The following is a 20,818-nucleotide window of genomic DNA, read 5'->3' as shown; positions in this document are numbered from 1 at the left end:
TGCAAATTTATAAATTTAAAAATTGAATGTTTATTTTTTTCAAAGCTTCATTTTTTCGTTTATTTCTACCAACCAAATATACAGTTTCAGTAACATTTGTGGTATGAGATGCCATTCCTTTAGATAGATTCAAAGTAGCATCTGAAGCTTTGTCCAGTTCGTCAAGGAACAAATGTTTTAAAGCATAGAAATCAGCCGTTACATTTAATTTTTTCTTTACCCACCGCCTCCATCTTATGCTAATCTGACACGGTTGTATTGGAATTAATGAAGGCTTTAATCTTCTTGTAAATAAGAAGTCATTATCATCGGTACACTCTTGGATAATTTCTGTCCAAAAAGATAAAACGTTTGGTAAAATTACCTTAATGACCTCCTTACTAACACTACCTTTCAATATTGTGACTTTATATTCTTGCTTGGCCAGATTGACATCTTTTTTCTGGACACGAAATAATTCAGCGGTTCTTGCTCCAGAGTGAAAAAAAATCATACCATATCTATAAAAGGTATAATTATCATTTTTCAAAATTTTAAATATTTTATTTAGTTCATCCAGTTCTAAAGTTTCACGGATTTTTTTAACTGTTTTTTTCTTTTTGATATCACGAATTGGGTTATGAAAAACCATTCTTTTTTCCACCAAGTCAGAAAGCACAATTGACAAATGGGTGAGGAACTTATTATATTCATTATTCGTCAAACCTAAAGGATCCAATAAATCACGGATGTGGCCGCTATGAATTTCACAAATAGAAAACTCCATTTTTAATGCAACAGCCGACTTTTCAACTTTAGCAACTATTCGTCGAAGTTCCTTTTTCACACCTTCAGAAACGGATAGCATAGGATATGCAATTTTGAGAGCTTCGACAAAGTTTAATTTTGGATGCAATGATCCTGGAACTGGTTTAAGTTCTGGAATCATATACTTTTTAGTAATTGGATTATAACCCTTGTCTTCGAAAAGTTTCGGGATTTCCTTTAACCAAGTTTCGACAACGGCTTTGCGTTCCTCCAGTGATCGGAAACGGTTTAGTTTTCTTCTGAAAAGAAACCCTTTTGGATATTTCTCTTTGAACAATGGATCGTAGAATTTGCATTCTATACGCCAATCAAGCTTTAAAGACTTCTGAGATGTCAATGTTTTCCAGTTCTCTGGATGTACCCATAGGTCAGAGTACGCACAATCGAATAATAAATTTTTTGCCATAATGTAATTACTTTAGGGTTGTCGGTAGGGTTGCCGATTTAAGTAATTACAAGCCGTAAGATTTTTTATTAAAACACTTAAACCCTTGTTGGGAGTGGGCTTAAGTGTTATTTTAATTTGTAGCGAGACCGAGATTTGAACTCGGGACCTCAGGGTTATGAATCCTGCGCTCTAACCGACTGAGCTATCTCGCCATATTTTCAGATGAAAACCATCTTTCAATGCGGGTGCAAATATAAAAATTATATTAGAGGTTACAAGTATATAATGAAGAAAAAAAAATATTTTTAAAAAGGCTTTTTTATTGGCCATATATTCAATACATTTCACAAAAATTAATTGCAGCCCATGGATTCAAAAATACGTTACGAAATAGAGTTCCCCATAAATTCGTCACCTCAATTGTTATACCAATACATTTCGACTCCGTCGGGTTTATCAGAATGGTTTGCTGATAATGTTAATTCCCGTGGAGAATTTTTTACTTTCATTTGGAATGATTCAGAAGAGAATGCTAGGTTGTGTTCCAAGAAATCTGGTGAAAAAGTAAGATTCAAATGGGTAGATGGCAACAATAAAGATACAGAATACTTTTTTGAGTTAAATATTTTGGTAGACGAAATTACAAAAGACGTGTCATTGATGGTCATTGATTTTGCCGATAAAGATGAAATTGAAGAAGCTACACTTTTGTGGGAAAATCAAATTTCAGATCTTAAACATGTAATAGGCTCTGTATAGTAATATTGTGTTTTAAAACTTATATTTGTCCCGATTTAATCGGGACTTTTTTTTGAAATATTATGATTAATTTTAATGGTACAATTGTGTCTCACGACACTAGTTTATTGACTCAAAATCGTGCTTTTTTGTATGGTGATGCTGTTTTCGAAACAGTCAAAATAGTAAACTCAAAAATTCTTTTTTTAGAGGATCATTATTTTAGATTGATGTCTTCTATGAGGATTATTCGAATGGAAATTCCTATGAATTTTACTATGGAATATTTTGAAGAACAAATCATTACTTTAGCTAAAGCCAAAAATTTAGAAGATTCCTCTCGTGCCAGAATTACTGTGTATAGGAATGATGGTGGTTATTATTTGCCACAAAACAATACCGTTTCTTTCTTAATTAATGTTGAATCTCTTGATAATACTTTGTATTCAATTGATCATAAAGAATACAAAGTTGATTTATACACTGATTTTTATGTTACAAAACAGTTGCTGTCTTCTATAAAAACCACCAATAAGTTGATAAATATTACGGCGAGTATTTTTGCCAAAGAAAATGATTTGGATAATTGCTTATTGCTTAATGACAGTAAGAATGTTATTGAAGCATTGCAAGGAAATATTTTTATGCTGACAGGAAATCGACTAATCACACCTCCTGTTTCAGAAGGATGTTTGAATGGTGTTATGCGAAAACAAATCTTGAGTTTAGCTCGGAATATAGAAAATTTAGAAGTTGTTGAAGAAGTAATTTCTCCATTTGACCTTCAAAAAGCCGATGAATTGTTTATTACAAATGTGATTAAAGGGATTCAGCCCATTACCAAATACCGTAAAAAAGATTTTTCACTCAATTTATCTAAGACATTGATGCAAAAACTAAACGAGTCTATAAGCAGTAATTAATTAAGAGAAGGGTTTTCAGGTGCATTTGACCATATAGGGTATTCTCCACCTAATTCCATAATTTGTTTTTTCCAAAAGTGGGAGGCAGATTTTCCAATTATTTTTTTTTCATAGTTGTTTTTAGTAATGATCCAAGAACTTTCCTCCATCTCAGTTTCTAATTGGTCTTCTTCCCATCCTGTATAACCTAAAAAGAATCTAATATTATCTTTGTTTATTTTGCCACTATTGATAAGTTTTTTTGTGGTTTCATATTCGCCACCCCAATATATGCCATTGGATATTTCTATACTATTTGGAATCAAATCTGGTACATTGTGTATGAAATAAAGATTGTCCTGCTCAACTGGGCCACCATTGTATATCTTAAAGGATGCTTTGATATCAGGAACCAGATCATTAATTGTATATTTTAAGGGTTTATTGATGATAAAACCTACAGAACCTTTTTTGTTGTGATCGGCCAACAGAATAACAGATCTATTGAAAGATAAATCTCCAATTATCGAGGGCTCTGCTATGAGTAGATGCCCTTTTTCTAATTTTTCTGATATCATGGTTATATTTTTAATTAAATTTAAGAAGAAAGATGAAAATAAACCAAATTTAATCGATAAACTGCACAAAAAAACCTTCCAATGGAAGGTTTTAATTATACTTAAGAAATCTTAAATTAGTTTACAGCACCGTCTAAATCAGCACCAGCTTTAAATTTTACTACATTTTTAGCAGCAATTTTAATAGTTTTTCCTGTTTGAGGATTTCTACCATCTCTTGCAGCTCTTGCGGAAACTGACCAAGATCCGAAACCTACTAAAGATACTCTTCCACCTTTTTTCAAAGTACTACCTACGTTTCCTAAAAATGATTCTAAAGCTAGTTTTGCAGCAGCTTTTGTAATTCCTGCATCAGCAGCGATAGCGTCGATTAATTCTGATTTGTTCATAATGTTTAGTTATTAAATGTTGGTTAAAAAAACTTTGTTAATAATAACAAATTTAGTAGGATTTACTTCCCTTACAAACGATTTGTTTAATTTTAATCTGATTTGTTGATAACTTGTTTTTTTTGTTCATAAAGCAAGGAAAATTCCTTAAAAAACTCTAAAAAATACCCATTTTGTTGAGGTTAATACGCTCTGGCTTCATCAGAAAAGTTGATTCCATTCAATAATTCGCCTATACTCATCTTCTTTTTACCTGGAAATTGTATGGTTAACACCTGAATAAACCCATCTTTCACCGCGATTTTTATTTCTTTTTTGCTGCAAATCAGGCTTCCAATAGCATAATTATGCTCTTCTAATGTCATTATTGCTTCGTGAATTTTTACATTCCACTCTTCGTTTTTGTCACTAATAAAACACCAAGCCGAAGGATATGGACTTAAACCTCTTATTAAATTGTATATTTCAATAGCCGATTTTGTCCAATCTATTTTGCAATTTTCTTTGTTTAGCTTGTACGCTGTTTTTATTTTGATATTTTCTTTCTGGATGATTGTGGTTACCTTTCCCTTTTCTATCAACGCCAAAGTCTCCAAGACGGTTTCACTTCCTAATTGCATTAGTCTGTCGTGCAACTGTCCCGCATTTTCATCTGATGCAATCGCTGTTTCAGAACTAAGAATCATCGCTCCTGTATCTATTTTGTCATCTATAAAGAAAGTGGTAACTCCGGTTTTTGTATCGCCGTTTATAATTGCCCAGTTAATAGGAGCGGCACCGCGATAATTGGGTAATAAGGAAGCATGTAAATTGAAAGTCCCAAATTTTGGCATTTTCCAAACCACTTCTGGCAACATTCGGAAAGCGACAACAATTTGTAAATTGGCATTTAGCACTTTCAATTTCTCCAAAAAGCTTTCGTCTTTCAAATTCGTTGGTTGTAATAAAATAAGATTGTTTTCCAAAGCATATTCTTTTACTGCCGAATATTTTATTTTTTGGCCACGACCTGCCGGTTTATCAGCTGCTGTAATAACGCCTACTATATTATAGTTGTTCTTGATTATGGTGTCCAGAATGCCAACGGCAAATTCAGGAGTTCCCATAAATACGATTCGTAATTTTTCCATTGTCATTGCGAGGCACGAAGCAATCTCGTTATTTAAGTGAATATTTATTGTTTGGTTTTACTGCGATTTTATTGCTTTCCAATAAGTTTTGCAAGGCAAAGATAACATCGTCTTCGCTGTATTTTGATAGTTTTTGAATTTCTCTTGAATTCAAGTCTTGTATATTTAATAATCCAATAATTTTTTCCGAAATTGAGGAGGTATCGCTAACCTTGGTTTTTTTGGAAATGCAATACGAACAAATTCCGCAATTTTTTTCAGTTTTTTCTCCAAAATAATCTAGAATCAACTTGCTTTTGCAAACTTTCTTTTCATTTATATAATGTAAAACCGATTCGAATTGGGTAACTTTTTGTTTATTTTGGGTTTCAAGATACTTCGAAACTCGGTTTATAGTTCTTTCATCTTCGCGAACTTCATTGAAAATGATAGTGGCATCATTGTTTTTTTTATGATAATCAATAATGTCAAGTCCTCTTAGTTTTTCTAAAATAGAATGAATTAAGGTTTCGTCACAATTTGATTTTTTCGCAATCAACGATATATTTATTGCTGTTTGAGATTCATAAATCCCGGGATAAGTTCTGAGTATCGATAAAACAACGGGTTCTTCATTTGGATTCAAACTCATATACCGAATCACTTCTTTGGACGGAATCATAAATTGCATCGTTATTTTCTCCGAATATTCCTGTGACAAACTCACAATTCCCTGTCTGTCTAAAAACTGGATAGCGTTAAAAGTTTTCAAGGTCGGAAATCCATATTTCTGGCAAAAATGATTCAAATTGAATGAAAATTGTTCGTTGATTCCTTCCCCATAAGCGATTTGGAAATACGTACACAATTTGATGTAAATCTGGGTAAGAATTTGTTTATCCGGAAGAACGTTAATGAATTGACTTTGGGCTTGAGCCTTGTCAGATGGACTGGTTAATAGTATGGCAAAGGCCTTTTCCTCATCTCTTCCAGCGCGACCAGCTTCCTGATAATAGCTTTCGATACTTTCGGGAAGATGAATGTGAATCACCGTTTTTACATTCGATTTGTCAATTCCCATTCCAAAGGCATTGGTCGCAACCATTATCTGCACTTCTTCATTCATCCACTGACTCATATTCTTCTCTTTTTCCTTAACCGATAACCCGCCGTGATAATAAGTGGCCTTGAATCCCAAGGATTGCAATTGCGAAGCTGTTTCAGAGCACGATTTCCTATTTCTCACATATATTATAGAAGGCTGCGGATTCTTCTTCAGGATTTGCTCCATTCGATACAATTTGTCTTCCACTTCAAAAACCATATATGCAATATTTTTTCTGGCAAATGATTTCTTGAAAATCGCTGGTTTCTCTAATCCTAATTGAAGAATTACATCTTCAAGAACCCGATTCGTCGCCGAAGCGGTAAGTGCTAAGAAGGGAACTTTGGGAAAATGTGTTTTTAAATTGGAGATTTTTAAATAAGCAGGACGAAAATCGTGTCCCCATTGCGATACACAATGCGCTTCATCGATGGCGATTAAATTAATGGGCAGGTTTTTTATGCGTTCCAAAATCCAGTCCGATTGCAAACGTTCTGGCGATAAATACAAGAATTTATAATTGCCAAATTCGCAATTGTCCAAAAGCGTAATCATTTCGTCGGACTGAATTCCGCCAGTCAAAGCAATGGCTTTGATGTCCAGTTTTTGCAACCGTTGCACTTGGTCTTTCATCAGAGCTACCAATGGCGAAATTACCAAACAAATTCCGTCTTGCATTAGTGCTGGAATTTGAAAACAAATCGATTTACCGCCACCTGTTGGCATCAGTCCAAAAGTGTCTTTTCCCTCCAAAACCGAATTGATAATTTCGTTTTGCGGCGACCTAAATTCGTCGTGTTTCCAGTATTTTTGAAGAATTGCTAACGCTTCTTGCATCTTTCAGTTTAAAGTTTAAAGTTTAAAGTTCGGGTTCTAATTTAAGTTAAATAACCTTAAACTTTAAACAATTTACTAAATTTGGCCTAAGATAAATAAAATTCTATTATCAAGCGTGTCTTTTGGAACTTCTATGAGTTCGTAACCATAATTTTGATAGGTTTCTGTAAGGTGGTTGTGAATTAGTTTTGCTTGTTCGAAGTTCTCGTAACGGGCTTCATCGCTCACATATATTTCCTCCCAGGGCGGAAGGATAAAGATTTTTGTGTATAAATTTTCACGGCAAGCCAAATCAAAATGAGTAGGATAACTGTCGCCAATGTAATGCATATAAGCCAAAACATCAGGAATTCCCCGGTCAATAAAAATGACTTCGTGAGTTTCCTCTAAAGCGCTTTTGAATTGTTTTTTTCTTCCTTCCAATAATAATTCGCTGAAAAGCAATGGATTCTCAAGAAACAATTGCTCGATGCCTTGTTTTTTTGCTTCTAAAGTAACTTGTCTGGAAATTTCCGGATAGCAGCAAAATCCTTTGTCTGCCAATCCATCGATGATAGTGCTTTTGCCAGTTCCTGGTCCGCCAATGATGACTATAATTTCTTTGTTCACGTTTTCCAAATATGGCGCAAATTTACCTAAAGTTATCCGGATTTCGGAAGATTATTTAGACTTATAAGGTTCTTTATTTTTAAAAACATAAAACTATAATTTCAAATTTAAAATTTCTAAACTCTTCAATCTAAAATCTGCAATCTAAACTCTAAAATGTAATTTCAAAACTGTATATTTGCTTTTATTTTTTATAAAAAATGGACAACGAAAAAGAAAAAGAGACCAGAGAGTTTTATGACAGATTAAAAGTAGAGTTGGATTTAAGCAATTCATGGCCAGCTTTATATTTGTATAAATTTATTGTACCGACTGATCCGGACAATATTGTACGTGTCGAGGAGGCTTTTGATTGTATGGGAGCTGTAATAAAAACGACAAAATCTAAAACTGGGAAATTCACAAGTATATCTGTTGATGTTATGATGAAAGATTCTCAAGAAATAATTGATAAATACATTGAAGTTTCTACAATTAAAGGCATAATTTCCCTTTAAATATCAAAAATTATAAATTCGATTATGAATTCAAAATATATTAAAGAAAACGCAAATGATGTTGTTCATCATTTGGAATATAATGCAGAGAGAGATCATCTGATTATTCCGGAATACGGACGTCATTTGCAAAAATTGATTGACCAGGCAACTGCAATTGAAGATAGTGAAGAGCGAAACAAAGCGGCAAAATACATTATTCAAGTTATGGGAAGTTTGAATCCTCATTTGCGTGATGTGCCAGATTTCCAACATAAGTTATGGGATCAAATCTTCATAATGTCGGATTTTAAATTGAATGTAGATTCGCCTTATCCTGTTCCAACTCGTGAAGTTTTGCAACTAAAACCAGATGTTTTAAAATACCCTCAAAATTTTCCAAAATACAGATATTACGGCAATAATATTAAGTATATGATTGATGTTGCTAATAAATGGGAGGAAGGCGAAATGAAAAATGCCTTGGTAAAAGTTATCGCCAATCATATGAAAAAGTCTTATTTAAGTTGGAATAAAGACACAGTTAAAGACGATGTAATTTTCGAACATTTATATGAATTGTCAGACGGAAAATTGAATATGCTTCAAAGTACCGAAGAACTTTTGACTACTACAGATTTATTGCGAACAAACAAGCGAGTATCCAATAAAATAACTCCTGCCGGACAGCCAAAAATTCAAAGCAATAAGAATATAAAAGCAGGGAAGCCAAATCCTACGCATAAAAACCAAAACAGAAAACCTTTGTAAAATTAGTTATGAGTTAATGAATTATTAGTTTTTATTCAAAGACAATTGATTCGTAATTCGTAATTCGTAAATCATAAATCACATATGGGAATTTTCAAAATAGAAGGAGGTGTTGCACTTAAAGGTGAAATCACTCCACAAGGAGCAAAAAACGAGGCGTTACAAATTTTATGCGCTATATTATTGACTCCTGAAAAGGTGACTATCAATAATATTCCAGACATAATTGACGTCAATAAACTGATTGCCCTTTTGGGAAATTTAGGGGTAAAAATTCAAAAAATTGGATCCGGTTCCTATACTTTTCAAGCTGATGAAGTAAATGTAGATTATCTTGAAACTGAGGCTTTTAAAAAAGAAGGTGGTTCGCTAAGAGGTTCAATTATGATTGTCGGACCACTTTTGGCACGATTCGGAAAAGGATATATTCCAAAACCTGGTGGCGATAAAATTGGACGAAGAAGACTAGATACACATTTTGAAGGATTCATCAATCTTGGAGCAAAATTCCGCTACAACAGAGAAGACCATTTTTATGGAGTTGAAGCTCCAAGTGGTTTGAAAGGTGCGGATATGTTGCTTGACGAAGCTTCAGTAACAGGAACAGCAAATATTGTTATGGCAGCAGTTTTAGCCAAAGGAAAAACTACAGTTTACAATGCAGCTTGCGAACCATATTTGCAACAATTGTGTAAAATGTTGAACGAGATGGGAGCGAAAATCACTGGAGTTGGGTCAAATTTATTGGCTATCGAAGGCGTTAAAAGTCTTGGAGGTTGTGTGCACAGAATCCTCCCTGATATGATAGAAATTGGAAGCTGGATCGGACTTGCTGCAATGACCAGAAGTGAAATCACTATTAAAGATGTGAGTTGGGAAAACCTTGGACTTATTCCAAATGTCTTTAGAAAACTGGGAATTACTTTAGAAAAGAAAGGCGACGATATTCATATTCCCGCACACAAAGACGGTTATCAGGTAAAAACCGATATTGACGGTTCTATTCTTACCGTTTCTGATGCGCCTTGGCCTGGATTTACACCAGATTTATTGAGTATTATTCTTGTTGTGGCAACACAATGCAAGGGGGATGTTCTTATTCATCAAAAAATGTTCGAAAGTAGATTGTTTTTCGTAGATAAATTGATTGATATGGGCGCCAAAATAATTTTATGTGATCCACACAGAGCTGTTGTTATTGGTCACGACTTCAAATCTCAACTGAAAGCCACAACGATGTCTTCGCCAGATATTCGCGCAGGAATTTCATTATTGATTGCGGCACTTTCTGCTAAAGGCACAAGCACCATTCAAAATATCGAACAAATTGATAGAGGTTACGAACGAATTGATGAACGATTAAGAGCTATTGGAGCTAAGATTGTAAGAGCCTAGTAAAAGAGAATATCTAAATGACAAACGAAGAAACTGCAGTAAATGCAACTTATTTTAGTATATTAAGTAATGCAACATTGGCAGCGATTAAGGGATTGGCTGGTTTTTTTGGAAATTCATATGCTTTGACAGCAGATGCAATCGAATCTACAACTGATATTTTTTCTTCATTATTAGTTTTGTTCGGAATCAAATATTCAAACAAACCAGCAGACGATAATCATCCTTATGGTCACGGTCGCGCAGAGCCGTTAGTTACTTTTTTAGTTGTAGGTTTTTTAATTACTTCAGCCACAATTATTGCATATGAAAGCATCAACAATATTGGAACACCCCACGAATTACCGAAGCCTTGGACGTTAATTGTTCTTGGAATAATAATCTTATGGAAAGAATATTCATTTCGTTTGGTAATGAAACGAAGCAAAGAATCAAATAGTTCTTCATTAAAAGCTGATGCTTGGCATCATAGAAGCGATGCAATTACTTCGGTTGCAGCATTTGTTGGAATTTCTATAGCGTTGATTCTTGGAAAAGGATACGAATCTGCCGATGATTGGGCTGCTCTTTTTGCAGCAGGATTTATTTTATATAATAGTTATAAAATATTCAGACCAGCACTTGGAGAAATAATGGATGAACATCTCTATGATGAATTAATTATTGAAATCAGGAAAGTCTCCCTTCAAGTCGATGGAATAGTATATACCGAAAAATGCTTTATTCGTAAAGCGGGAATGAAATACCACGTTGACTTACATGCCGTCGTAAATGGGAATATTACCGTAAAAGAAGGACATTACATCTCTCATTTATTGAAGGATACTTTGCGAAAAGAAATTCCTGAATTAGGTCAAGTTTTGATTCATATTGAACCTTCCAATTATTGAAAATTAAAATATTTTACTCCAAAACATTTAAAATTTTCAAACCAAAAACAACTCCATCTTCCTGAACACCGTTTTGAAAAGAATGGACATAATCAAAACGAAACAACTTAAATTTGCCAAAACCTAGGTTGTCTAAACCAACAGTAAACTCTGAATATGGGTTTTTGTTTGGAACAGCAAGAGCGTGAAATCCTAAAACCAAAGTGGAATTTAATTTATTCAATAATGGAATTTTATTCATAATATAACCTTTGTCGTTATGCTCTAAATGTGCTTCGAAATAAGCATCGTTTGTGCTGTTCGAATAATAGGGCATTAGGTTGAAAACATTCAAATAGCGTTCGCTGGTTCCTACGTGAGTTCTGTTTCCATTGAAATGTTTGTAGTCAACAAAGGAGATGTTATCGCCGTGAATAAATGTTCCAGCCTTCAAATTAATACCTAATGTTCCTTTATTTCCAGCATTAAAATCATATTTGATTTGACTAGTTATCAATTGGTATTCGTTATTCCTTTCATTGGATGCAAAAGCATTTTCATAACCAAAATACAAAGTAGGATAGTTGTCGTTTTTTATATTTATTTTTCCGTCAGGTCTGGAAATGTATTTGTTTCCAAAATTTATTCTTGCCAAAATCGTGGCTTTTGTGAGATGATGTTGATCAAATGCTGGAGTCAAATTATCATCGGGCAACAACGGATTATTAGAACTATAAATAGCATCACTTTTAACATATGTCTGATTTGTGGTATTGAATAAAGGCTTTCGTTGCTGATATTCTAAGTTACCTTTAAGATACAAACTATTGCTTACATCTTGACCATAAGTGACACTAGCAAATTCCTTGTTGTACAATTTCATATAATTATCCACGAAAAATAAGGTACTCACTGTGTTTATGAATTTTGTAATGGGTTCTTCCGGATTGAATTGATTTACTTTAGTTCCTCCTGAAACGGTTAGTGTCGCATAATTTTGGTTATTAAAACGATGATAATAATCTCCGGTAAGGCGCAATCTGACATCAGAAAATCCATAATTAAACTTAGTGCTTATAGAAGTCGATTTTCCTTTTTCTTCTTCCTCTTTCCAATTTCTGAAAGAAAATCCCGAATCAAGATTCCAACCCTGAACCGTGTTAAAACTTAATGACGACAGCTTTAGTAAGCCATCATAGCTAAAGGATTGTTTTTTGACACTATTTTTCCAATGATAACCAGTTATTGGACTGTGAAATTTGAATTTATTTCCTTTCTTATCAATCGAATCCAAATACTTTTTGGAGTTTCGAACGGTGTGGATACTATCTTTTTTTATGTAATCAGTATTCTCTTCGATGGTGAGAGGAATTGGTCTGATTTTATTCCAAAAAAGAGTGTCTTTTTTGTTAGAATTATTTTCAAAACTTACGATTTCATTGGTAAAAGTCTTTTTGGCAAACGCTTCTTGAAACTCATAATTACTGTAAACATAAGAAAATTTTCCGTTGAATTTTGTTCCAAAAATACCCGCTGCAAAATCAAGACTTTGAGTGTTTTTTGCCCAAATATGATTGTTTTTATTATAACTGAAATTTTGTTTTAAATTCATTTTATCTAAAAATTCCTGATGCATCCGATAACCTTTTATGTCTAAATCTACTGCGTAAATTGCCCAAGAATCTTCAACTATATAGATATAGCCTTCAAAAACGGGTTCAGCATCTCGTTTTGCAATAACTTTTATTTTGTTAATCATCAAATTGTTTTCGTCTTGAAAAGTACCTTCCAATTTAAATTTATAATAATTGAAAGCATTATTGGCAATTGGCGAAATCATTTTGCTGCCAAAGTCCAATGTGTTGTCATAAAAATCATAAATAGTTGCTTGCGCAGTATTGTAGCTGAAGCCTTTGTTGTCGCCACTTACTTTTGAAGCGATAATTCTTTCTTTTAAATTGTCTGGTTTTTCAAAAACAATTTTTGAAACCGTTTCTGATAAATAGATAATTCCAGTTCCACTAGAATCCACAGCACCATCTAAATCACCAATTTTTTGTCCTAGTATCTTCTTTGGTAAATCTTTAACTTTAAAAATTCCTCGAGAATAAAAATCAGCTTTGAAATGTGCCGTTTTTTCGGAATTTTCTTTTTTGCTGGCAATGGCATGTCTGATTACGCCATTGGCCGGATTATCTTTTGTGTTGATTACAATTTCAGAAAGAGATAAACTTTCTTCGGCTAATTTTATGTTTTGAGTGTAGGGAAACTTGTCAATTATGATTGTTATTTTCTGTGTTTTAAAACCTAAATATTGAAAAATAATGGTGTGTTTCCCTAATTTTTTGATATTCAATTCATAATTCCCTTGCTCGTTTGATGAAGTTCCGTTATAAGTATTCTCTTCTAAGATTGTAACGAGAGAAAGAGGATTCCCTTTGTTATCAGTAATAGTTCCTCTAATTTGTGCAAAGTTTGAAAAGTGAATTAGGTATAAAATAAGAATGTAAATTTTTTTCATCTAATGGTTTTGTTTCAAGTAAGACGAATAAACCTATAAATCGTTACAAATTAAAAAAGAAAGAAAAATAATGCTTTCTACAAAAATGACAATATCGCCAATTCGTAGCTTTTCATTCCAAAACCAAGTATAACACCTTTTGCATTACCAGAAATATAAGATTGATGACGGAAACTTTCACGCGAAAAAGTATTCGAAATATGCACTTCAACCACAGGAGTTGAGATGGCTTTTATTGCATCGCCAATACCAATGGAAGTATGAGTATAAGCACCTGCATTCAAAATAATACCATCATAAGAAAAACCAAATTCCTGAATTTTACCAATTAATTCTCCTTCGATATTGCTTTGGAAATAAGTCAATTCTAATTTTTGAAATTTGCGTTTTAAGGTTTCTAGATAATCTTCAAAAGTTTGAGAACCATAAACTTCTGGCTCTCTTTTTCCTAATAAGTTGAGGTTTGGACCGTTGATGATGATGATTTTCATAATTCATATTTTTGTAAAAATAAAAAAACCGTTCGAATAAAGAACGGTTTTGATATACTTATTATTTTTTAATTTATTAGAACATTAGTCCCGCTGAAAGTTGAAGAACTGAATTTTTTGATTGTGCATTTGTCGAAACTTCAGTCAATCCTAAAACATAACGTCCTTCAATAAAGATATGTTTGGTGAGTTTTAAACCCAATCCGCCATCAACAGCAAAGTCAAATGTATTAGAATTACTAGCGTCAAAATTGTTTTTTTCGCTCAATAAAAATGAAGCTTGTGGACCGAATTCAAGGCTTAATGATTTGCCTAAATATATTTTTGCCAAAACAGGAATAGCAATATATCCCAATTCATTTTTAAAATCCCCCAAAGCAGTTTTGTATGTTGCCCCTTGTGTGGTGTATAATAACTCCGGTTGTATAGCAAATTTATCCAATAGTTTAATTTCTGCCACTAATCCTCCGTGATAGCTTGTAATAGCATCGGTTTGGATTGAAGAACCAGAATAGTTTGCGTAATTTATTCCCGCTTTTACGCCTAATTGTAATATTTGAGCCTGGACATTTATTGATAGAGCAAGAAGTAATACGGTAACTAAAATTGTTTTTTTCATAATGTGTTTTTTTTTAAAATTGTTTAAAGATTTGGATCTACAGTTAAAACTCTTAAATCTATTAATTATTGTAATTTATATTTTCTGATAATATTCTTTGAAGAAATAAATATATAATAATGAAAGTATTCGTAATGAAGTTTATTTTAAGTATCTAATAGTCAAAGTATTACTTCATTTTTGTTTATAAATTTGTTCATAAATATGTACAATGAAGAAAGTCCTCTTGTTATAAATTTCTAATTTTAATAAGAAATTATAACTATTAATCTTAAACAAAAAAATTATGAGAAAAATTATTTTATTAGTAATTATAGCTTTGGCTGTTGCCAATGGTTATTCACAAAAAAAAGGAGGTTTTAGAGTTGGGTTAGACTTGGGTTATGTTCCAACAGGCGGTGGTGGTGGAGGAATGTTATCAATTGAACCAAAATACAATATAAAAGATAATATGAATGTTGGACTGCGATTGGGCGGAGCGGGTATTGCTAAAGATATTCAGGAAAATAGTACTGCAACAAGTGCAGAAATATCGGCTAATGGTTCTTTGGTGGGGACTTATGACTATTATTTTCATAAATCAGGATCAGGAAGTTCTTTTGCCCCATATATTGGAGGGGGAGTAGGGTATTATTCTCTTGCTAATGTTAAAGTTGACGATACGTCTTCATCTGACGAAATATCACCTGCTGTAACTGGTCTAGTAGGTGGATTAATCCGCGGTGGTATAGAATGGGCGGGTTTTAGAATGGGTTTGGAATATAATTTTATTTCGGATTCTGATATGGAAGATTTAAATGGTAATTTTTACGGAACTGCAAAAAATTCATATCTAGGAATACATATAGGATTTTTTGTAGGTGGAGGAAAATGGGGTAAAAAATAATTTTCTTTTGAAAACACTTGAACCCACGATATTGTCGTGGTTTTTTTATGCCTAAAAATTGTGTTACTTTGTAAAATGAATTGGAATACTTATATCAAAAGCTATCAGTCTTATCTAAGAATTGAAAGGGGTTTGTCGAAAAATACGATCGACAATTATTCCTTTGATATAGAACGTTTGTGTCTTTTTCTAGAAGAAAATTCAATATCAGTTTCGCCAATAAAAATAAGTGAAGAAACCATTCAGCAGTTCATTTATAGTGTTTCAAAAGAAGTGAATCCTCGATCGCAAGCCAGAATAATTTCGGGATTAAAAAGTTTTTTTAGCTATTTAATTTTCGAAGATTATCGCGTAGACAATCCTTTAGAATTGATTGAAACTCCTAAAATAGGTAGAAAACTTCCCGATACTTTATCAGTTGATGAAATTGATTCTTTAATTGCTGCAATTGATTTGGCTTCTAATGAAGGTGAAAGAAATCGTGCGATGTTAGAAACTCTTTATGGTTGTGGACTTCGGGTTTCAGAATTAGTTTCGCTTAAAATTTCAGATTTGTTTTTTGACGAAGGATTTATCAAAATTACGGGTAAAGGAAATAAACAACGTTTCGTTCCTGTTGGGAATTTAACCCAAAAATACATTCTTATCTATAAAGATACAATTCGAAATCATTTGAATATAAAGAAAGGACACGAAGACACTTTGTTTTTAAATAGAAGAGGAAATCAACTTTCCAGAGCGATGATATTTACAATAATCAAAGATTTGGCAACAAAAATAGATTTGAATAAAAGTATCAGTCCTCATACTTTGAGGCATTCCTTTGCTACTCATCTTCTTGAGAATGGAGCTGATTTACGCTCAATACAGCTAATGCTTGGACACGAATCAATTACAACTACAGAAATTTATGTGCATCTGGACAGGAAATTTTTGACAGAAGTTATGAATACTTTTCATCCTAGGAAATAGAGTTCAGTTGCAGATTTTAGATGGCAGATGGCAAAAAAAAAATGACTTGTTGAAAACAAGTCATTTTTTTTAAATGAATTTATGCTGGCAACTGAAATCTGCCATCTGCAAACTTATTTCGCAATATTTACTGCTCTGGTTTCTCTAATTACAGTGACTTTTACCTGACCTGGATAAGTCATTTCAGTTTGTATTTTTTGTGAAATTTCGAAAGATAAAGTAGCTGCATTATCATCAGAAACTTTTTCGCTTTCTACAATAACACGAAGTTCTCTACCAGCTTGAATTGCATATGCGTTTTTCACTCCGCTGAATCCATAAGCCACTTCTTCTAGATCTTTTAAGCGTTGTATGTAAGAATCCAAAACTTGTCTTCTTGCGCCTGGTCTTGCACCTGAAATCGCATCACAAACTTGAACAATTGGTGATAATAGAGATTTCATTTCAATTTCATCGTGGTGCGCTCCAATAGCATTGCAAACTTCTTCTTTTTCGCCATATTTTTCAGCCCATTGCATTCCTAATAAAGCGTGAGGTAAATCACTTTCGGCATCAGGAACTTTTCCAATATCGTGCAATAAACCAGCTCTTTTGGCAAGCTTTACATTCAATCCTAATTCAGCAGCCATAATACCACAAAGTTTAGAAACTTCGCGGGAGTGTTGCAATAAATTTTGACCATAAGAAGATCGATATTTCATTCGTCCCACGACTTTAATTAATTCAGGATGTAAACCGTGAATACCTAAATCGATTACGGTACGTTTACCAACTTCTATAATTTCGTCGTCAATTTGTTTGGTAGTTTTAGCAACCACTTCTTCAATTCGAGCCGGGTGAATACGTCCGTCAGTAACTAATTTATGTAAAGCCAAACGTGCAATTTCTCTTCGAACAGGATCAAAACAAGAAAGAATAATAGCTTCAGGCGTGTCGTCAACAATGATTTCTACTCCGGTTGCAGCTTCGATAGCTCTAATGTTTCGGCCTTCACGACCAATAATTCTTCCTTTTACATCGTCAGATTCTATGTTGAATACAGACACACAGTTTTCTACTGCTTCCTCTGTTCCAACTCTTTGAATGGTATTGATGATGATTTTTTTGGCTTCTTGTTGTGCCGTTAATTTCGCTTCTTCAATTGTATCCTGAATGTGAGACATAGCTTCAGTTTTTGCTTCAGCTTTCAAGCCTTCAATCAATTGATTTTTGGCATCTTCAGTAGATAAACCAGAAATAACCTCTAGTTGTTGTAGTTGACTTTTGTGTAATTTGTCAACTTCTGCTTGTTTTTTGTCTAAAACTTCTATTTTAGAATTGTATTCTAAAGTTTTAGTCTCATAATCATCGTTTACCTTTTTGGCTTTTGATAATTCGTTTGAAATTTGGGATTCTTTGTCTCTAATCCTTTTTTCGACTTCAGCCATCTTTTGGTCACGAGAAAGAATTACTTGTTCGTGATCTGACTTTAATTCGATAAATTTTTCTTTTGCTTGAAGAATTTTATCTTTTTTGATGTTTTCGGCTTCAAGATTTGCATCTTTTAATATCGAAGTAGCCTCTTTTTTTGCTCTTTTAATCAAATTAGAGTTGTTGCTTTTCTCTATTGTTTTGGCGATGCCAAAACCTCCTGCGATACCAGCTATTGCTGAAATAATTATTGTTAAAATGTCCATGTTTATCTAAATTTAGTATATAAAAAAGCCTACATTAGGTTGCTTGAATAAACTCGGAAATACAAGTTTTGAGCTAACTCGTTGTTCAAGCTTCCAAACTTAATTGGCTTGCTATAGTAACGATGATTTGCTCATTCTAATTTGTTAGTGTTGAGTTTACCAAATATGAACTAATGTAGGCAGTGTCTTAGTTTCTGTAAAGAACGTATTTAATCGCTGAGATATTGATCTAAAAGCGAATTGATTTTTTTAATTCTTTCGATAGTTGCTACACCATCGATGGCATTATCAATTTGTTTTTGTTCTGTCTGCGAGGCAAATTGCAAAGCACACATTGCTAATACATCTTGCTTATCACGAACGGCATAATTTTCTTCAAATTGCTTTATCATAATATCAATTTTTTTTGAAGCACTTCTTAGCCCTTCTTCCTGAGAGAGTTCCACGGTTAATGGATAAACTCTGTCCGCAATCGATATCTTAATTTTAAGCTTTTCGTCCATATCTTTTACTAATCTGATAGCTGAGCTATGCAGTAATCAATTTCACGAATTAATGAATTTATTTTAAGCTTTGTTTCTCTTTTATTATCCTCACTGCCAAGTAGTGCGTTAGCTACTTTAAGTGTTTCATACTGTGCTTTTAAGGCTTCAATCTCTTGAGATTGAGTTTGTATGATAGTTGCAGATTTTGTTAATTCAATTTTCAAATCTTGAGATTTTTTCTCCAAACTATTTATTTTCATAAATAGCTTTTCAATCTTATTTTCAAGAGTATCAATTATTTCTGCAATTACACTCATATTATATCCTACGTATTACTTAATCTTACAAAGTTAGTATTCCTTTTTCTTTTTACAATATTTTAGAGGCTTTTTTATCTTAAAAAAATCAATCATCTGTTTAACAGCTTATTATGGTTTTAGTTCTTTTTATAAATTTTGTAAACTACTTTTTTTTATCTTAGCAAAAATGTATTCCATGAAATCATACCTGTATATTCTGTTATTTTATAGTTCCATTTTTGCCCAAGTCAATTATCCGAAAGATTATTTTAGTCCACCGCTTAGTATTCCAATGCAGTTATCGGGGAATTTTGGAGAGTTGAGACCCAATCATTTTCACGCAGGTTTTGATTTGAAAACAATGCAAAAGGAAGGATTGGAGGTTCATTCGGTTGCAGATGGTTATGTTTCAAGAATAAAAATTTCTACTTTCGGGAATGGAAAAACTATTTATATTACGCATTCTAATGGCTATACTTCAGTTTATGGGCATTTACAAAGAGCTACTGATTCTATCGAAGCTTTCATCAAAAAAACGCATTATGTTGAGCAATCTTTTGAAATAGAAATGTATCTGAAACCTGGCGAATTAGAGGTTAAGAAAGGACAGATTATTGCTCTTTCAGGAAATACCGGTGCTTCAGAAGGGCCTCATTTGCATTTTGAATTTCGGGATAATATCACTGAATATATCATAAATCCGATGCTTTTTGGATTTGATAAATATTTGAAGGACACTAAAAAACCTCTTATTTCAAGTATTTATGTTTATCCATTAGATAACCAGACTATTGTGAATCAATCAAAACGCCCTTTATTACTCAACTTGGTATTGCAAAAAAACGGAACCTATTTAGCGGATCAAGTGATTGCAAATGGTAAAATTGGTTTTGGGATTAGCACATTCGACTATGATGATGTTTCGTTCAATAAAAATGGCGTCTATAAAGTTCAGAGTTTTTATAACGGAACACCAAATTTTGGATATCAATTTGACACTTATTCCTTTGATGAAATGCGTTATATTAATGCCTTAATTGACTATTCAAGGTATAAAAAAACGCAGCAAAGAATTCAAAAATTATTTATGCGAAATCCCTATAAACTCAGTATAATCAATACGGATGAAACTAACGGAGTTCTTACAGTAGTTCCTAATTTGGCTTCGGTTTATCGTATTGAAGTTTCTGATTTTTATGGCAATCTGACTTCAGTTTCCATCCCTATAAAATATGAAGTACAACCTACAATTATTGTTCCGGAACCTATTTTATCAAAATATTTTGTAAAAGCAAATAATGACAGTAATTTCACCAAAGACAATGTTTCAGTTTCCTTTCCTGCAGGTACTTTTTATGAAGATTTCTATTTGAATTTCGATGTGAATAACGGCACTTTGTTTCTTCACGATGATACAGTTCCCGTTCATACAAATTTTACTATTGAGATAGAAGACAATAAATTTTCTGAAGCTCAAAGAGAAAAATTGTTCATAGCCTCAATTGACGACAATAAAATAAAATATAATTATACATTTCGAAAAGAAAATATTTTCACTGCCAAAGTAAAAACTTTAGGAAAGTTTGCCTTGATTTTGGATACAATTCCACCAAAAATTTCCATAGCAAAATCAATCGAAGGAAAGTGGTTAAGTGATAAAAAGTTTATACAATTCAATATAAGCGATGGATTATCAGGTATAAAATCTTATAATGGATATTTGAACGGCAAATGGATATTATTCGAATACGACAATAAAACCAAGAAAATCACTCACAATTTTAGTGATGGTATTGTTGACGAAGGCGCAAATGAATTAAAAATTATAGTGGTCGATAATTTAGGAAATTCTACTATCTTTGAAACTCGGTTTTTTAGAAGTCAAAAATAATAAAA

The 20,818-nt window shown here is 32.9% G+C and carries 21 protein-coding genes, 1 tRNA gene and 1 other RNA gene; 9 read left to right on the top strand and 14 right to left on the bottom strand.

Going from position 1 to position 20,818, the window contains the following annotated elements; genetic code table 11:
• Positions 1-7: 7 nt before the first annotated feature.
• Complete coding sequence (xerC, locus tag ACH2BV_RS06545; RefSeq protein WP_395049925.1) at positions 8-1,213, bottom strand: tyrosine recombinase XerC; 1,206 nt, start codon at positions 1,211-1,213, stop codon at positions 8-10.
• 120 nt (positions 1,214-1,333) lie between these two features.
• A tRNA-Met gene (locus tag ACH2BV_RS06540) sits at positions 1,334-1,407 on the bottom strand.
• A 154-nt stretch (positions 1,408-1,561) separates the two neighbouring features.
• Here ACH2BV_RS06540 and ACH2BV_RS06535 point away from each other — a divergent pair.
• Positions 1,562-1,954 carry an START-like domain-containing protein gene (locus ACH2BV_RS06535; RefSeq protein ID WP_395049924.1) on the top strand — a complete coding sequence of 131 codons (393 nt, stop codon included), beginning with the start codon at positions 1,562-1,564 and terminating at the stop codon, positions 1,952-1,954.
• Between the two features lie 62 nt (positions 1,955-2,016).
• Positions 2,017-2,856, top strand: a complete 840-nt coding sequence (locus tag ACH2BV_RS06530) for an aminotransferase class IV (RefSeq protein ID WP_395049923.1) — start codon at positions 2,017-2,019, stop codon at positions 2,854-2,856.
• Here the strand turns inward: ACH2BV_RS06530 and ACH2BV_RS06525 are convergent.
• The 5 genes from ACH2BV_RS06525 to ACH2BV_RS06505 all read right to left on the bottom strand — a co-directional run bounded on the left by ACH2BV_RS06525 (position 2,853) and on the right by ACH2BV_RS06505 (position 7,462).
• Positions 2,853-3,413, bottom strand: a complete 561-nt coding sequence (locus ACH2BV_RS06525) for a YqgE/AlgH family protein (protein WP_395049922.1) — start codon at positions 3,411-3,413, stop codon at positions 2,853-2,855. The genes ACH2BV_RS06530 and ACH2BV_RS06525 overlap by 4 nt on opposite strands.
• 116 nt (positions 3,414-3,529) lie before the next feature.
• Positions 3,530-3,802 (bottom strand): HU family DNA-binding protein, encoded by a 273-nt coding sequence (locus ACH2BV_RS06520; protein WP_395049921.1) that lies wholly within the window; start codon positions 3,800-3,802, stop codon positions 3,530-3,532.
• A 182-nt stretch (positions 3,803-3,984) separates the two neighbouring features.
• Positions 3,985-4,932: a methionyl-tRNA formyltransferase gene (fmt, locus tag ACH2BV_RS06515; protein WP_395049920.1), complete on the bottom strand. Its 948-nt coding sequence runs from the start codon at positions 4,930-4,932 to the stop codon at positions 3,985-3,987.
• Between the two features lie 28 nt (positions 4,933-4,960).
• A complete protein-coding gene (locus ACH2BV_RS06510) occupies positions 4,961-6,853 on the bottom strand; it encodes an ATP-dependent DNA helicase RecQ (protein ID WP_395049919.1) in 1,893 nt (630 codons plus the stop codon).
• 75 nt (positions 6,854-6,928) lie between these two features.
• Complete coding sequence (locus tag ACH2BV_RS06505; RefSeq protein WP_395049926.1) at positions 6,929-7,462, bottom strand: AAA family ATPase; 534 nt, start codon at positions 7,460-7,462, stop codon at positions 6,929-6,931.
• A gap of 200 nt (positions 7,463-7,662) precedes the next feature.
• Here ACH2BV_RS06505 and ACH2BV_RS06500 point away from each other — a divergent pair, with 200 nt between their 5' ends.
• From ACH2BV_RS06500 to ACH2BV_RS06485, 4 genes are all read left to right on the top strand, one after another.
• Positions 7,663-7,959 carry a DUF493 domain-containing protein gene (locus tag ACH2BV_RS06500; RefSeq protein WP_395049918.1) on the top strand — a complete coding sequence of 99 codons (297 nt, stop codon included), beginning with the start codon at positions 7,663-7,665 and terminating at the stop codon, positions 7,957-7,959.
• A 24-nt stretch (positions 7,960-7,983) separates the two neighbouring features.
• Positions 7,984-8,709, top strand: coding sequence for a DUF4290 domain-containing protein (locus tag ACH2BV_RS06495; protein ID WP_395049917.1), 726 nt, complete (start codon positions 7,984-7,986; stop codon positions 8,707-8,709).
• 84 nt (positions 8,710-8,793) lie between these two features.
• Positions 8,794-10,104 (top strand): UDP-N-acetylglucosamine 1-carboxyvinyltransferase, encoded by a 1,311-nt coding sequence (gene murA, locus ACH2BV_RS06490; RefSeq protein WP_395049916.1) that lies wholly within the window; start codon positions 8,794-8,796, stop codon positions 10,102-10,104.
• Between the two features lie 17 nt (positions 10,105-10,121).
• Complete coding sequence (locus ACH2BV_RS06485; protein WP_395049915.1) at positions 10,122-10,994, top strand: cation diffusion facilitator family transporter; 873 nt, start codon at positions 10,122-10,124, stop codon at positions 10,992-10,994.
• Positions 10,995-11,007: 13 nt separating this feature from the next.
• Here the strand turns inward: ACH2BV_RS06485 and ACH2BV_RS06480 are convergent, their stop codons facing one another.
• The 3 genes from ACH2BV_RS06480 to ACH2BV_RS06470 all read right to left on the bottom strand — a co-directional run bounded on the left by ACH2BV_RS06480 (position 11,008) and on the right by ACH2BV_RS06470 (position 14,604).
• The gene (locus ACH2BV_RS06480) at positions 11,008-13,494 is read right to left on the bottom strand and encodes a DUF5686 and carboxypeptidase regulatory-like domain-containing protein (protein ID WP_395049914.1); all 2,487 of its coding nucleotides are present in this window, start codon (positions 13,492-13,494) and stop codon (positions 11,008-11,010) included.
• 77 nt (positions 13,495-13,571) lie between these two features.
• Positions 13,572-13,985: a type II 3-dehydroquinate dehydratase gene (gene aroQ / locus ACH2BV_RS06475; protein WP_395049913.1), complete on the bottom strand. Its 414-nt coding sequence runs from the start codon at positions 13,983-13,985 to the stop codon at positions 13,572-13,574.
• Between the two features lie 76 nt (positions 13,986-14,061).
• Positions 14,062-14,604, bottom strand: coding sequence for a porin family protein (locus ACH2BV_RS06470; protein WP_395049912.1), 543 nt, complete (start codon positions 14,602-14,604; stop codon positions 14,062-14,064).
• 286 nt (positions 14,605-14,890) lie between these two features.
• On the opposite strand from ACH2BV_RS06470, the gene ACH2BV_RS06465 reads away from it, so the two are divergent.
• Together ACH2BV_RS06465 and xerD are read left to right on the top strand one after the other, a co-directional pair.
• Positions 14,891-15,490, top strand: a complete 600-nt coding sequence (locus ACH2BV_RS06465) for a hypothetical protein (RefSeq protein WP_395049911.1) — start codon at positions 14,891-14,893, stop codon at positions 15,488-15,490.
• Between the two features lie 75 nt (positions 15,491-15,565).
• A complete protein-coding gene (gene xerD, locus ACH2BV_RS06460; RefSeq protein WP_395049910.1) occupies positions 15,566-16,462 on the top strand; it encodes a site-specific tyrosine recombinase XerD in 897 nt (298 codons plus the stop codon).
• 113 nt (positions 16,463-16,575) lie between these two features.
• Here xerD and rny read toward each other — a convergent pair whose 3' ends face one another.
• The 4 genes from rny to ACH2BV_RS06440 form a co-directional block, all read right to left on the bottom strand.
• On the bottom strand, positions 16,576-18,138 hold the full coding sequence (gene rny, locus ACH2BV_RS06455; RefSeq protein ID WP_395049909.1) for a ribonuclease Y: 1,563 nt from the start codon (positions 18,136-18,138) through the stop codon (positions 16,576-16,578).
• A gap of 49 nt (positions 18,139-18,187) precedes the next feature.
• Positions 18,188-18,294, bottom strand: a non-coding RNA gene (gene ssrS, locus ACH2BV_RS06450) — 6S RNA.
• A gap of 53 nt (positions 18,295-18,347) precedes the next feature.
• The gene (locus ACH2BV_RS06445; protein WP_395049908.1) at positions 18,348-18,641 is read right to left on the bottom strand and encodes a cell division protein ZapA; all 294 of its coding nucleotides are present in this window, start codon (positions 18,639-18,641) and stop codon (positions 18,348-18,350) included.
• Positions 18,642-18,649: 8 nt separating this feature from the next.
• The gene (locus ACH2BV_RS06440; protein ID WP_395049907.1) at positions 18,650-18,940 is read right to left on the bottom strand and encodes a hypothetical protein; all 291 of its coding nucleotides are present in this window, start codon (positions 18,938-18,940) and stop codon (positions 18,650-18,652) included.
• A gap of 178 nt (positions 18,941-19,118) precedes the next feature.
• Here ACH2BV_RS06440 and ACH2BV_RS06435 point away from each other — a divergent pair, with 178 nt between their 5' ends.
• Positions 19,119-20,813 (top strand): M23 family metallopeptidase, encoded by a 1,695-nt coding sequence (locus ACH2BV_RS06435; protein ID WP_395049906.1) that lies wholly within the window; start codon positions 19,119-19,121, stop codon positions 20,811-20,813.
• Positions 20,814-20,818 lie beyond the last annotated feature (5 nt).

The sequence above is a fragment of the Flavobacterium sp. genome (assembly GCF_043780635.1).
In the GTDB taxonomy this organism is placed as follows: Bacteria; Bacteroidota; Bacteroidia; order Flavobacteriales; family Flavobacteriaceae; genus Flavobacterium.
The sequence above is the reverse complement of the archived record's forward strand: the minus strand, read 5'-3'. Positions and strand labels throughout refer to the sequence as shown.